The sequence below is a fragment of the Mesorhizobium sp. B2-3-5 genome (genome assembly GCF_006442395.1).
Lineage (GTDB): Bacteria > Pseudomonadota > Alphaproteobacteria > Rhizobiales > Rhizobiaceae > Mesorhizobium.
The window spans coordinates 64,766-77,802 of record NZ_VFVX01000011.1; the positions used below are offsets into that span (position 1 = coordinate 64,766).

The 13,037-nt window shown below is 63.0% G+C and carries 11 protein-coding genes; 7 read left to right on the forward strand and 4 right to left on the reverse strand.

The window, feature by feature from the left end; genetic code table 11:
• The 3 genes from yidC to FJ958_RS15130 all read left to right on the forward strand — a co-directional run bounded on the left by yidC (nt 1) and on the right by FJ958_RS15130 (nt 4,532).
• Entirely contained in the window at nt 1-1,812 is a 1,812-nt protein-coding gene (gene yidC / locus FJ958_RS15120) for a membrane protein insertase YidC (protein ID WP_140743894.1), read from the forward strand.
• Nucleotides 1,813-2,192: 380 nt separating this feature from the next.
• Entirely contained in the window at nt 2,193-2,411 is a 219-nt protein-coding gene (locus FJ958_RS15125) for a hypothetical protein (RefSeq protein ID WP_140744099.1), read from the forward strand.
• Between the two features lie 147 nt (nt 2,412-2,558).
• On the forward strand, nt 2,559-4,532 hold the full coding sequence (locus FJ958_RS15130; protein ID WP_140743896.1) for a protein-L-isoaspartate(D-aspartate) O-methyltransferase: 1,974 nt from the start codon (nt 2,559-2,561) through the stop codon (nt 4,530-4,532).
• A 163-nt stretch (nt 4,533-4,695) separates the two neighbouring features.
• On the opposite strand, the gene FJ958_RS15135 is transcribed toward FJ958_RS15130, so the two are convergent.
• From FJ958_RS15135 to FJ958_RS15145, 3 genes are read right to left on the reverse strand one after another with little or no spacing between them, the layout of a single operon-like run.
• Entirely contained in the window at nt 4,696-6,243 is a 1,548-nt protein-coding gene (locus tag FJ958_RS15135; RefSeq protein ID WP_140743898.1) for a DHA2 family efflux MFS transporter permease subunit, read from the reverse strand.
• Nucleotides 6,240-7,535: an HlyD family secretion protein gene (locus FJ958_RS15140; RefSeq protein WP_140743900.1), complete on the reverse strand. Its 1,296-nt coding sequence runs from the start codon at nt 7,533-7,535 to the stop codon at nt 6,240-6,242. The genes FJ958_RS15135 and FJ958_RS15140 overlap by 4 nt, the downstream gene beginning before the upstream one ends.
• A complete protein-coding gene (locus tag FJ958_RS15145; protein WP_140743902.1) occupies nt 7,528-7,956 on the reverse strand; it encodes a MarR family winged helix-turn-helix transcriptional regulator in 429 nt (142 codons plus the stop codon). Before FJ958_RS15145 ends, FJ958_RS15140 begins: the two co-directional genes overlap by 8 nt.
• A 177-nt stretch (nt 7,957-8,133) precedes the next feature.
• Here FJ958_RS15145 and FJ958_RS15150 point away from each other — a divergent pair, with 177 nt between their 5' ends.
• Nucleotides 8,134-8,448 (forward strand): hypothetical protein, encoded by a 315-nt coding sequence (locus tag FJ958_RS15150; protein WP_140743904.1) that lies wholly within the window; start codon nt 8,134-8,136, stop codon nt 8,446-8,448.
• Nucleotides 8,449-8,569: 121 nt separating this feature from the next.
• Nucleotides 8,570-9,274 (forward strand): ribosome biogenesis GTP-binding protein YihA/YsxC, encoded by a 705-nt coding sequence (yihA, locus tag FJ958_RS15155; RefSeq protein ID WP_181176402.1) that lies wholly within the window; start codon nt 8,570-8,572, stop codon nt 9,272-9,274.
• Between the two features lie 36 nt (nt 9,275-9,310).
• On the opposite strand, the gene FJ958_RS15160 is transcribed toward yihA, so the two are convergent.
• The gene (locus FJ958_RS15160) at nt 9,311-10,036 is read right to left on the reverse strand and encodes a TetR/AcrR family transcriptional regulator (RefSeq protein ID WP_140743908.1); all 726 of its coding nucleotides are present in this window, start codon (nt 10,034-10,036) and stop codon (nt 9,311-9,313) included.
• A gap of 128 nt (nt 10,037-10,164) precedes the next feature.
• On the opposite strand from FJ958_RS15160, the gene FJ958_RS15165 reads away from it, so the two are divergent.
• Both FJ958_RS15165 and FJ958_RS15170 read left to right on the forward strand, forming a co-directional pair.
• On the forward strand, nt 10,165-11,352 hold the full coding sequence (locus FJ958_RS15165) for an HlyD family secretion protein (RefSeq protein ID WP_140743910.1): 1,188 nt from the start codon (nt 10,165-10,167) through the stop codon (nt 11,350-11,352).
• Between the two features lie 72 nt (nt 11,353-11,424).
• Nucleotides 11,425-13,020: a DHA2 family efflux MFS transporter permease subunit gene (locus FJ958_RS15170; protein WP_140743912.1), complete on the forward strand. Its 1,596-nt coding sequence runs from the start codon at nt 11,425-11,427 to the stop codon at nt 13,018-13,020.
• Nucleotides 13,021-13,037 lie beyond the last annotated feature (17 nt).

The following is a 13,037-nucleotide window of genomic DNA, read 5'->3' on the forward strand; positions in this document are numbered from 1 at the left end:
ATGGAAAACAACCGGAACTTCTTCATCACCATCGCGCTGTCGGTGCTGATCCTGACTTTGTGGCAGGTTTTCTACATGAACCCGCGCGTCGAACAGCAGCGCGAGGCCGCCAAGGTCGAGCAGCAGCGCGTGGAAGAGCAGAAGAAGGCGGCCGAGGCCGCCAATCCGGGGGCTGGAACGCCGGCGCCGGCGCCGGGCACCATTCCCAACGCGCCCGGCGGTGATGCCGTCACGGCTGCCAGCCGCGATCAGGCCCTGGCGGCTTCCAAGCGCGTCAAGATCGACACGCCGAGCCTGATGGGTTCGATCAACCTGACCGGCGCACGCCTCGACGACCTCAGGCTCAAGCACTACACCGAAACCGTCGACAAGAATTCGCCCGAGATCGAGCTTCTCAACCCGCAGGCCCTGCCGACCGGCTATTTCGCCGAGATCGGTTTCGTCGGCAACGACAAGACGGGCACGGTACCGGGTGCGGAAACTGTGTGGAGCGTGGAAGGCAATCCGACGCTGACCCCGTCGACGCCGGTGACGCTCACCTACACCAACGACAAGGGCCTGACCTTCAAGCGTACGGTATCCGTCGACAATGACTACATGTTCACCGTCTCGGACACGGTGCAGAACTCGGGCAGCAGCGCGGTTTCGCTGTTCAACTACGGCCGCGTCACGCGCTATGACAAGCCGGCGGTCGCCAGCACCTACGTGCTGCATGAAGGCCTGATCGGCGTTACGGGCACCGAGGGTCTGGCGGAATACAAATACTCCAAGATCGAGTCGGACAAGCAGATCACGCCGGGCAAGTCGACCGACGGCTGGCTCGGCATCACCGACAAATACTGGGCCGTCACCTTGGTACCGACCGAGAAGCAGCCTTTCCAGCCGCGCTACGCCTATTTCGAGGATGGCCGCCACCGCTACCAGTCCGACTTCCTGACCGACCCGATCAATGTCGAGGCCGGCCAGTCGGCGACCGTCGAGACGGAAATCTTCGCCGGCGCCAAGGAAGTCGCCAAGATCAATGCCTATGAGGCGGACCGCCACATTCGCCAGTTCAACCTTGTGATCGACTGGGGCTGGTTCTACTTCATCACCAAGCCGATGTTCTGGCTGATCGACACGCTCTATAAATTCTTCGGCAATTTCGGCCTGGCGATCCTCGCCACCACCGTCATCGTCAAGGCCATTTTCTTCCCGCTCGCCAACAAGTCCTATGCGTCGATGGCGAACATGAAGAAGGTGCAGCCCAAGATGCTCGAGATCCGCGAGAAATACGCGGACGACAAGATGAAGCAACAGCAGGCGATGATGGAGCTCTACAAGACCGAGAAGATCAATCCGCTCGCCGGCTGCTGGCCGGTGGCGCTGCAGATCCCGGTCTTCTTCTCGCTCTACAAGGTGCTCTACATCACCATCGAGATGCGGCACGCGCCGTTCTTCGGCTGGATCCAGGATCTGGCGGCGCCCGATCCGACCTCGATCTTCAACCTGTTCGGCCTCGTTCCGGTCACCCTGCCGCATATGCTGATGATTGGCGTGTGGCCGCTGATTATGGGCGTCACCATGTTCCTGCAGATGCGCATGAACCCGACGCCGCCGGATCCGACGCAGGCCGCGATCTTCACCTGGATGCCTGTCATCTTCACCTTCATGATGGCGGGTTTCCCGGCCGGCCTCGTCATCTACTGGGCCTGGAACAACACGCTGTCGATCCTGCAGCAGGGCGTGATCATGAAGCGGCAGGGCGCCAAGATCGAACTGTGGGACAATCTGATGGCCCTGTTCCGCAAGAAACCGTCGCCGGCGGAATAGAGGGCTTCTTCGGCAAAGAGCCCGCCCCGGTAAACTGAACCATAAAGTTGGGCGGTTTGGGCAAGAGCGGATTTGACGGCTGGGTCCTGTGTCCTGCAGGGCTCAGCCTTTCATTTCAGTGATGCAGCGCGCGATGCCGTGGCCCGGCACGCGATAGGGACAAGGGACCGAGCCGGCATCTTCCTCGCCTCCCTTCATTGCCGCAAATCGAACCTCGCTGCTGCCGGATTGTCCGTATGGAACTTATCCTGCGTTCAAGAGTTCGCGCACAAGGCTTCCTAAAAGCTCCCGCGTGGGAGGATCAGGTCGACGCGCCCGTTAAATTCAAGGCAGTGCAGCGGATCGACCTCATCACATGCTACTTGCAGCGAGGCATTCCGATGAGCAGCAACATTCATCCAAAGACACGCAAGGTCACCGACAAGGATTTGAAGCAGAATCCCGGAATTGGCGCCTCCAGGGGCACGATCAAAGGTGGCGATCTTCTCGACGAGGACGAGGAACTGGACGGCGAGAACACTTTTGAGGGAGATGTCGAAAACGACACCACACCGCAAGGCGGGGTCAATCCCCGTCAGACCGGGCGAACTAACGAATAGGAGCCGGCACGACCGGCGTCGAGCGTGCGGAGGAAGACCGGCAGCGATGGTCCGGGGCCGGAAGCCGGGAGAGCGGATACCGCGGAAAAGAGTTCGCTCGTCAATGACGTCACGTCGACCCGATCAACCGCCTGATTGGAGGCTGTCATGCTGGATTTCGAGCACGCCAGGCATCGGATGGTGGAGGCGCACATCGCGCGCCGCGGTGTGCGTGACAAGCGGGTTCTGAATGCGGTGCGCCGGGTCGCGCGGGAGCAATTCGTCGACGAAGGTTTTGAGGAATTCGCCTATGAGGACAGCCCGCTGCCGATCGGCAGCGGACAGACGATCTCGCAACCCTTCATCGTGGCGAAAATGGCTGAGATGGCCGAAATCGAGGCTACCGATCGCGTGTTGGAAATCGGCACCGGCTCGGGCTACGCGGCAGCCGTACTGGCCGAACTTGCTGAACACGTTTTCACCATCGAGCGGCACCGATCGCTCGCGCAACAGGCGGAGCGGCGGCTGAATGCCGCCGGTTACCGAAACATCGAGGTTAGGGTCGGCGACGGCACGAAAGGCTGGCAGGAAAAGGCACCCTTCGATGCTATCGTCGTCGCGGCCGCCGGCAAATCCATTCCCCTCGGCTTGCAGGAGCAGTTGGAGATCGGCGGCAGGCTGATCATTCCGGTCGGTGAAGACCCTTACTCCCAGCGGCTCGTTCGGCTCACGCGGATTGCGGCAAACAAGTTCGAGGAGGAGGACCTCGGCGGTGTCATGTTCGTGCCGCTGATCGGCGAGCATGGCGGGCACGACGAAAGCACGCGGTCGGCGCGCGGGGTGCGCCCTCCTCCATTGCCGCGGCAAATCGCGCGGGCGGCCGAAGATCTGCCGCCGATCGACGATCCGGCCTTCGGCGCGATGTTCGACCGGTTCGGCAGCCGGCGCGTCGTCTTGCTCGGCGAAGCCAGCCACGGCACTTCAGAATTTTATCGTGCGCGCGCGGCTGTCACCCAACGCCTCCTCCAGCGACACGGGTTCACCATCGTGGCCGTCGAGGCGGACTGGCCGGATGCGGCGCAGATCAATCGATATGTTCGCGCAGAGGAACGGCAGTCGGATGCGCAGCCACCTTTCCAGCGCTTCCCGACCTGGATGTGGCGCAACACCGAGGTGGCCGCATTCATCGGCTGGCTGCGTGAATACAACCGGGATGTGCCCGATCATGCGCGGAAAGCAGGCTTCTACGGGCTGGATCTCTACAATATGAGCGGCTCGATCGCCACGGTGCTTGCCTACCTGGAAAAGGTCGATCCCGAAGCGGCCGCCGTCGCGCGCGAGCGCTATGGCTGTCTGATGCCTTGGCAGAACGAGCCCACCACCTACGGACGCGCGGCGCTGCGGCCGGGCTACAGAACCTGCGAAGAGGCCGTGGTGCGGCAGTGCATGGATCTGTTCGAACGATCCATGACGGAGGGCGACGGCGATCTCCTCGACGCCAAGCAGAGTGCACGTCTGGTCGCATCGGCCGAGCGGTACTACCGCGTTATGTATTATGGTGGCGCCGAGACCTGGAACCTCCGCGATCGGCACATGTTCGAAACGCTCGATCAGCTTCTCGAAGCGCAAGGACCGGATTCGAAGGCCGTGGTGTGGGCGCATAACTCGCATATCGGCGACGCGCGGCATACCGATATGGGCACTGTCCGCGACGAGCTGAACATCGGCCAGCTCTGCCGGGAACGCTTCGGTGCCCGGACGGCGCTGATCGGCTTCGGAACAGATACCGGTACCGTCGCCTGTGCCTCGGATTGGGACGGTGAGATGGAGGTGAAGGATGTGAATCCTTCGCTGCCGCACAGCTTCGAGCGGCTGTGTCACGACAGCGGCAAGCCGTCGTTCCTGCTGGATTTTGGGCGCCATGGCCAGCTCGGCGCCGATCTGGCGGCGCCGAGGCCGGAACGCTATATCGGCGTCATCTACCGGCCGGAGACTGAACGGCTCAGCCATTACATGGACTCGTCCGTCTCCCTCCAGTTCGATGCCTTCGTCTGGTTCGATCGAACGTCCGCGGTCACGCCGCTCGACATGTCGGCCGACAGCACCGGCAAGGTACCGGATACATTCCCCTTCGGCATCTGAGGTCCGGACTTCATTCCAGTGCATTGGCGGGTCAGACGTCCTCAACCGCACGGCCTGTCGAGAAAGACTGGTTCGGTCCGGGCTTTTTTGGGGGGCGGGCATCTGTTCCCGTGATCGGCGAAACTGAAAGCACTCGCGCGGCGCAATCAGCCGGGTTCTGGCGTCACTCCATGACGGCGCTGTGGTCGACCTTGGCCGGCGTCCCGGGCTTGCGCAGCAGGAGCACCAGCGGAATGGCGGCCAGCGACAGGATCATCATCAGCTTGAAGTCGTTCATATAGCTGATGATCGTCGCCTGCAGCGTCACCACGCCGTCCAGCGCGGCGCGGCCGGCGGCGGTGTAGGGGTTCATCGCTTGCGCGATCGCCGGATTGCCGAACGCCTGGTTGAAGGGCGTCACATAGGTGGCGATGTTGGCATGGTTGATCTGCACGTTCTGCGTCAGCAGAGCGGTGACCACCGATATGCCGACGCTGGATCCGATGTTGCGTGACAGATTGTAGAGCCCGGTGCCTTCCGCGCGCCGTTCCGGCGCCAGCGTGGCGAAGGTGATGGTGGTCAACGGCACGAACAGGAAGCCCAGTCCGGCGCCCTGGATGAAGCCGGTGCTGACGATCGTCCATTGCGACACGTCGGGCGTCCAGCCGGTCATGTCATACATCGCCCAGGCGGTGATCAGCAGGCCGGTCAACAGCAGCCAGCGCGTGTCCACCTTGCCGACCAGCCTGCCGACCAGGAACATGCACGCCATGGTGCCGAGGCCGCGCGGCCCCATGACGATGCCGGCCGTCACCACCGGATATCCCATCAGCGTCTGCAGATAGGGTGTCATCAGGGCGAGCGAGGCGAGATAGGTGATGCCGATGATGAAGATGAAGACCATGCCGACGGCGAAATTCCGATCGAGGAACAGCTTCGGGTTCACGAAGGTGTTGCGGCCGGTGAAGGTGTGGACGAGGAAGATGTAGAAGGCGGATGCGCAGATCAGCGCCTCGACGATGATCTCGGAGGACGAGAACCAGTTGAGCTGCTCGCCGCGATCGAGAAACATCTGCAGGGCCGCGATGGTGATGCTGAGCATGCCGAAGCCCAGCCAGTCCAGCCTTGCCTTGAAGTCCAGCTTCGTTTCCTGGACGAACATCGACACACCCGCGAAGGCCAGCGCCCCAATCGGCACGTTGATGTAGAACACCCAGCGCCAGCTGACATTTTCGGTCAGCCAGCCGCCGATGACCGGTCCCAGCACGGGTCCGACCATCACCGACACGCCGAACAGCGCCATCGCCGAGCCGCGTTCTTCCACGCTGTAGATATCGAGCAGGATGCTCTGCGACAGCGGCACCAAGGCCGCGCCGAACAGGCCTTGCAGCAGGCGGAAGCCGACGATCTGCGGCAGCGACCGCGCGAAACCGCACAGCACCGAGGCGACCACGAAGCCAGTGATCGAGGTCAAAAGGATGCGCTTGCGGCCGAAACGGTTGGCAAGGTAGCCCGAGGGCGGCGTCATGACCGCGGCCGCGACGATATAGGAGGTCAGCACCCAGTTGATCTGGTCGGCGCTCGCCGAAACGCTGCCCTGGATGTAGGGCAGCGCCACATTGGCGATGGTCGTGTCCAGCGCCTGCATGATGACGGCCAGGATCACGCAAGCCGTGATGGCGCCGCGATTGGCGACCACCGGTGTGGCACCTGCCGCGGTCGCGCTGGTCATGACTTTTGTCCGAAGCTCTTGATAAGATTGGTGATGAAGTCCGGCAGGCCGCGCGCATGGCCGGTGTCGACATCGACCACGACGCTCATGCCGCCCCGCAGCGGCGGTTTGCCCCCGATATCGTCAACCGTCACGCGCATCGGGATGCGCTGCACGACCTTGACCCAGTTGCCGGTGGTGTTCTGGGCCGGCAGCAGCGAGAATGACGACGACGAGGCGGGGCTGATCGAGGCAACCGTGCCATGCCACACGGCACCCGGATAGGTGTCAACGCTGATCGTCGCCGTCTGTCCGGGCCGCACATAGGTCAGCTCGGTTTCCTTGGGCTCGGCCGCGATCCACAGATCGGTCGACGAGACCAGGCTGAAGGCCGGCTGCGAAGCCGGCAGATATTTGCCGACCTGAAGCGCATCGACATTGGTGACGATGCCGTCGAACGGCGCCTTGACGATGGCATCGTCAAGGTTGCGCCGGGCGTCGTCCACGCCAGACTGGGCTTGGAGGTAGAAGGGGTTCTTCTCCACCGGCTGGTCGGCGTCGCCGCCAAGCTGGGCAAGGGTGGCCTGCGCCTGTGACTTGGCAACGGACACTTTCTGGCGCGCCGCGACGAGGTCGTGCTGGGCGCTGTCGAAAGACGCCTTGGAGGCGGTGGAGGTCTTGAGCAGATCCTGCTGGCGCTGGAAGGCGGCCTCGTAATAGGGAATGTCGGCCTCGGCCTGCTCGATCTGCGCCAGCGACTGCTGGTAGCTCGCCTGCAAGGTCAGCACCTGGTTGCGCACGGTCCCGAGCTGGGCCTGGGCGGCGGCGAGCGCGGTTTCGAAAGAAGCCGGCCGCAAGCGGAAGAGCACGTCACCCTTCTTCACAGCCTGGTTCTCGTGCACGTCTATTTCCCGCACGGTGCCGGAGACGTCGGTGGACACGCCGAGCGACTGGGCCTGGATATAGGCATTGTCGGTCGTCATGACCTGGCCGCCGGTGACATAGTAATAGCCGCCGATAACCAGCGCGACGGGCAGTAAGGCAAAGAGCACCGGCCGCGTCAGGCTGCGTCTCGGCTTGACCGGCCCGGGAGCGACAGCCGCGACCGGGGCCTGCCGTGGCTGCGGCTCCCTGGACGGGGCCTCGAGCGCCGCCGGCTCCAGGGCGATCGGCGCTTCCAGCTCGTCATTGTCGATGACGACGTTGGCGCGCCTTTGTTCGCGCTCGCTGTCCAGCCGGATGACCTGGTCGCTGGTTCTTTCGCCAACGCTTTCCTTGTCAGCAGGCTTCTTGGGTGATGTTGATTCAGCCATGTAATTTCTCCCGGTCGACGGCTGGCTGGGTGCAAGCCGCGAGCAGATTGGATTTGGTCAAGCTTAGGGTTTGCAGCAGATGCTGCCGTGCACCCGGCGAAAGGCCGGCGAAGGCCTCGTTTCGTGTTTTCTGGCCGTTGCCGCGCATGAGCTCGACCAGCGGATGGGCCTGCGGCGCCAGATAAAACAGCCAGGCCCTGCGGGCTACCCTCTTGTCCAGCAACCGGGCGGATGTGATCGGCATGATCTCGATGAGGTCGGCGAGCTTGTTCTGGTGAATGCCTTCATGCAGCGAAAGATAGGCCAGCACCTGCCATTGAGCCCGCGTCAGCCCCGATGCGCGCGAACGCTGCTCGAACCGCTTCCGTAGCAGACGCGCGACATCGTGCAGCACGAAGCTAATATTGGGCGAGGAGGACATGGAAGGGGATCAGGGTCTGCCGGGAGCTTTTCGTGAGCATGCTTATTATCATCATGCACATAATCCTGCTGGACGGCACGTGCAAGACGGATTAAGCCGCGCGGAAGAAAAATTGCATGGGCCACGGCGCGCAAAAGGCGCCCAGGCGGCGAGAATTTTCCGGCAAGGATTTCGACGATGGATTGGATCAGGATCGCAGCCGTGACGGCTCTCGTCGGGTGCCCGGGCGCGGCGGTGGCAAAGGAGGCGGTCAGCTGCGGCGGTGCCGCCATGCTGGGTGGCGCGCAGCTGAACTGCAGCCACGTCGAACCCAAGGCGCCCCAGCAATTCTGCACGTTTAGCTGGGCTCTCCATACGACATCAGGCGACCAGAAAGTGGTCGAAGGCACCTTCATGCTGCCGCCCGGCGCCGCCAACGTCACCGTCTATCAGGGCGGTGGTTTCGACAGCGCGCTGTCCAATCCGATCGTCATCTGCCGCGGCAACAAATGAGCTTGTCCGCCAACGAGGACTCGCTCCCCGGCCGTTTGGTGCTATAGGGCGGATCACGTTATTTTGACCGGCGCCTTCCGTTTCCGGATGCGCCGATCCGCCAATTCCCGGACGAACCGACATGGACGGACCGGGGCGCCGACATCTCTCTTCTGGAGGCAGCAGCTTGAACACTCAAAACAGCGCCACGATCGGCACCGATCTGTTCACGCGCGGGTGGATCTTTATCCGTGGCGTGCCGGCAATGAAGTTCCTGCCGCCGGAAGGCCCGCCGGAAATCGCCTTTGCCGGCCGCTCCAATGTCGGCAAGTCCTCGCTGATCAATGCCCTGGTCAATCAGAAGGGGCTGGCGCGCACCTCCAACACGCCCGGGCGAACGCAGGAGCTCAACTATTTCGTGCCGGATGGATTTTCGGGCGAGGGCGGCGACCTGCCGCCGATGGCGCTGGTCGACATGCCGGGCTACGGCTACGCCACCGCGCCCAAGGAGAAGGTCGACGAGTGGACGAAGCTGGTCTTCGATTACCTCAAGGGTCGTGTCACGCTGAAGCGGGTCTATGTGCTGATCGATGCCCGCCACGGCATCAAGGCCAAAGACGACGAGGTCCTGTCGCTGCTCGACAAGGCGGCGGTGTCCTACCAGATCGTGCTGACCAAGACCGACAAGATCAAGGCTGCCGGCGTGCCAAGGCTGATCGAGGAGACGCTGGCCAAGATCAAGAAGCGTCCGGCGGCCTTTCCGTTCGTGCTCGCGACATCATCGGAAAAGGGCGAAGGCCTTGAGGAATTGCAGGCCGCGATCGTGCTTGCGGCCAATGGCGGCTAGGGAACGGAGATAAGGACCGATGCCGGTGGATCGGCGCTACGACTTGGCCTCCAGGCCAATCATCTCGTGGCTCTCTTCGTCGGCAAGCTGTTCGGTGCCGTAGGCCTTCAGGAACATGCTGACACCCGACCTGACGATGTGGTCGATCTCTTCCTGGTTCGGAGCCTTGGTCCGGTAGGCGAAGATGCACTGCCGGAAAAGCCCGGCCAGGCAAAGCTCGGTGAACTGATAGGCGGCAAGATCGACATCGTCGATCTTGAGCAGGCCACGTTCGACGGCTGCATTGAGGAACGTCACGACCTTGTCATGGCCGCGTTTGGGGCCGCGCTCGTAAAAGCGCGCGCCCATGTCGGGGATCCTGTCGGAAGCGCCGATCACCGTGCGCTGCGCCTGGATGACCTTGGCCGAGGTGATCTTCATGGACAGCACCTTGCCGAACTTCACCAACGTCTGGCGCAGGTCGTCGGCACGGTCGAGCATGTCGTACATGTTCTTGAAGATGGTGCCGCGCTCTTCCTCGATCAGCGCCTCGAACAGCTCTTCCTTGTTGGCGAAGTAAACATAGATGGTGCCTTTCGACACGCCGGCCTCGCGCGTGATGTCGTTCATCGACGCGGCCTCGAAGCCCTTGTCGATGAAGACACGGCGGGCGCCATCGATGATCTGGCTGCGCTTGACCGGATCCTGTCCAGCCGCCGGGCGGCCACGGCGCAGGCTCTCCAACAGGTCGCACTGTTCCTTGTCAACATCGGGTTCGGCCATGGGATGACACCTCGAAAATAATTCGAACCAACCGGTTCGATTGTCTCTTGATATGGTCCTCTTTTCGCGCTATGTCAACGGCCGGATCGAACCGAACGGTTCAGTATTATAACAATTAGAGAGATGTCATGTCCTCGAACGCGCCCTCGACCGCCGAAGTCCGTCCTTTTCCCCACGCCAAGGTTGCCCCGGCGACGGAAGCACCGGAAGTCCCTTTCCAGCCTGTCGTTGCACCGCCGCCCGCGGAGGCGCCGGCAAGGAAGAAGCGTTCGGTGCGCTCGTTCCTGCTGCCGATCATTGGCCTTGCCCTGCTGACCGGTGGCGCCTGGTATGGCTATGACTACTGGACCACGGGCCGTTTCATGATTTCGACCGACGACGCTTATGTCCAGGCCGACATGGCGTTCGTTTCGCCTAAGATTTCCGGCTATGTCGACCAGGTCAAGGTCAGCGAGAACCAGGTGGTCAAGGCTGGCGACCCGCTGCTGACGATCGACGACGGCGACTACAGAATAGCCGTTGCCCAGGCCGAGGCGCAGATTTCCACGCTGGCGAAAACGCTCGACCGTATCGATGCGCAGACCAAGGCCGCGCAGGCGTCCCTGCAGCAGGCGCAGGCGCAGAAGGTCGCCGACCAGGCGGCCGCCGACAACGCCGCCCGTGCGCAGCAGCGCGCCGCGCAACTGGTCAAGACGCATGTCGGTACCCAGGCACAGCTGGACGACGCCCAGACCGCGCTCGACCAGGCCAATGCCGCTCTCGTCGGCGCCGACGCGCAGATCGCGGCCGCGCAGGCCAATATCGGCGTGCTCGAGGCGCAGCGCGCCGAGTCGGCGAGCACGCTCGCATCCCTGCAGCTCGGCCGCGACAAGGCCGCGCGCGACCTTTCCTTCACCGTGCTCAAGGCACCCTATGATGGCGTCGTCGGCAACCGTTCCGTCGAGCAGGGCGACCTCGTCAGCCCCGGCCAGAAGCTCGCCGTCGTCGTGCCGATGGACAAGCTCTACATCGTCGCCAATTTCAAGGAGACGCAGCTTGCCCGGCTGGTGCCGGGCGAAAAGGTGAACATCTCGGTCGACGCCATCGACGGCAAGCCCATCCAGGGAACCGTCTCGTCACTCGCTCCGGCGTCAGGCGCGGTGTTCTCGCTGCTGCCGCCCGAGAACGCCACCGGCAACTTCACCAAGGTGGTGCAGCGCATCCCGGTCCGCATCGATGTCCCGGCCGATGCCCTGAAGACCGGCAAGTTGCGCGCCGGGCTCAGCGTTGTCGTCGCCGTCGACAGCCGCACGGCGCCGGCCACGACCAGCAACTAAGCGCTTTCGGAGGGCGGCCCGGCGGCTTATCAAGCGCCGGACCGCCCGGCCTGCCTCAAGGAGGCTCAGGAAATGGCAACCGCAACCATCACCGCAGGATCGCCGCCGGCAAGGCCGGCCGTTCCCGACACCATCTCGACCCGGCGCGTCATCGCCTTCCTGGCGATGGTGTTCGGCATGTTCATGGCGATCCTGGACATCCAGATCGTCTCGGCTTCGCTGGCCGAGATCCAGGCGGGCCTCAGCGCCAGCTCCGACGAGATTCCGTGGGTGCAGACCGCCTACCTCATCGCCGAGGTGGTGATGATCCCGCTATCCGGCTTCCTCAGCCGCATGCTGTCGACGCGCGTGCTGTTCACCATCGCGGCGGCGGGCTTCACCGCGGCCAGCGCTCTGGCCGCGACAGCCACCAATATCGACCAGATGATCGTCTATCGCGCCGTGCAGGGCTTCATCGGCGGCGGCATGATCCCGAGCGTCTTTGCCGCGGCCTTCACCATCTTTCCGCCCTCGCGCCGCGCCATCGTCTCGCCGATGATCGGCCTGGTGGCGACGCTGGCGCCGACCATCGGCCCGACCGTTGGCGGCTATATCAGTCACGCCTTTTCCTGGCACTGGCTGTTCCTGGTCAATGTCGTGCCCGGCATCCTGGTGGCGACCGCGGCCTGGTCGTTGATCGATTTCGACAAGCCCAATCTCAAGCTGTTCAACAAGTTCGACTGGTGGGGCCTGGCCGGCATGGCGGCCTTTCTCGGCTGCATGGAATATGTGCTGGAAGAGGGTCCGAACAATGACTGGCTGCAGGACCAGGCCGTGTTTATCTGCGCCATCGTCATGACCATCGGCGCGGTGATCTTCTTCTGGCGTGTGTTCACCGCCGAGGAGCCGATCGTCGACCTCAAGGCGTTCAGCAACGTCAACTTCGCCTTCGGCTCGCTGTTTTCCTTCGTTATCGGCATCGGCCTCTACGGGCTCACCTATCTCTACCCGGTGTTCCTCGGCCGCATCCGCGGCTACGATTCGATGATGATCGGCGAAGCGCTGTTCGTCAGCGGCCTGGCCATGTTCGTCACCGCGCCGATCTCCGGTTTCCTGTCGAGCAAGATGGACCTGCGGCTGATGATGATGATCGGCTTCTTCGGCTTCGCCACCGGCACATGGTGGATGACGCATCTCACCGCCGACTGGGATTTTTATGAGCTGCTCATCCCGCAGATCCTGCGCGGCTGTTCGATGATGCTGTGCATGGTGCCGATCAACAACATCGCGCTCGGCACCTTGCCGCCCGATCGCCTGAAGAACGCGTCTGGCCTGTTCAACCTCACCCGCAATCTGGGCGGCGCGGTCGGCCTTGCCATCATCAACACCGTGTTGATCGACCGCAATGCCTTCCATTACGCAAGGCTTTCCGAGCATGTGCAGTGGGGCAGTGCGGCCGCGCAGACCAAACTGCAGAACATGACGCTCAACTTCGAACAGACCACGGGCCTCGACGCCACCACTGCCGCGATCTCCAAGCTGTCGGGCATGGTTCATCAGCAGGCGGCGCTGCTGTCCTTCATGGACGTGTTCTACCTGCTGACGGTGCTGTTCGCGACGCTAGGCCTGTTCACCATGCTGATCAAGAAGCCGGCAGCGCCCGGTGGCGGTGGCGGCGGCGGGCACTGAAGCAAGGAACCGTGGCA

What these genes read in the sequence shown, in the direction of transcription:
- yidC (WP_140743894.1), top strand. Translation starts at nt 1, where the DNA reads ATGGAAAACAACCGGAACTTCTTCATCACCATCGCGCTGTCGGTGCTG.
- FJ958_RS15125 (WP_140744099.1), top strand. Translation starts at nt 2,193, where the DNA reads ATGAGCAGCAACATTCATCCAAAGACACGCAAGGTCACCGACAAGGAT.
- FJ958_RS15130 (WP_140743896.1), top strand. Translation starts at nt 2,559, where the DNA reads ATGCTGGATTTCGAGCACGCCAGGCATCGGATGGTGGAGGCGCACATC.
- FJ958_RS15135 (WP_140743898.1), bottom strand. Translation starts at nt 6,243, where the DNA reads ATGACCAGCGCGACCGCGGCAGGTGCCACACCGGTGGTCGCCAATCGC.
- FJ958_RS15140 (WP_140743900.1), bottom strand. Translation starts at nt 7,535, where the DNA reads ATGGCTGAATCAACATCACCCAAGAAGCCTGCTGACAAGGAAAGCGTT.
- FJ958_RS15145 (WP_140743902.1), bottom strand. Translation starts at nt 7,956, where the DNA reads ATGTCCTCCTCGCCCAATATTAGCTTCGTGCTGCACGATGTCGCGCGT.
- FJ958_RS15150 (WP_140743904.1), top strand. Translation starts at nt 8,134, where the DNA reads ATGGATTGGATCAGGATCGCAGCCGTGACGGCTCTCGTCGGGTGCCCG.
- yihA (WP_181176402.1), top strand. Translation starts at nt 8,570, where the DNA reads ATGGACGGACCGGGGCGCCGACATCTCTCTTCTGGAGGCAGCAGCTTG.
- FJ958_RS15160 (WP_140743908.1), bottom strand. Translation starts at nt 10,036, where the DNA reads ATGGCCGAACCCGATGTTGACAAGGAACAGTGCGACCTGTTGGAGAGC.
- FJ958_RS15165 (WP_140743910.1), top strand. Translation starts at nt 10,165, where the DNA reads ATGTCCTCGAACGCGCCCTCGACCGCCGAAGTCCGTCCTTTTCCCCAC.
- FJ958_RS15170 (WP_140743912.1), top strand. Translation starts at nt 11,425, where the DNA reads ATGGCAACCGCAACCATCACCGCAGGATCGCCGCCGGCAAGGCCGGCC.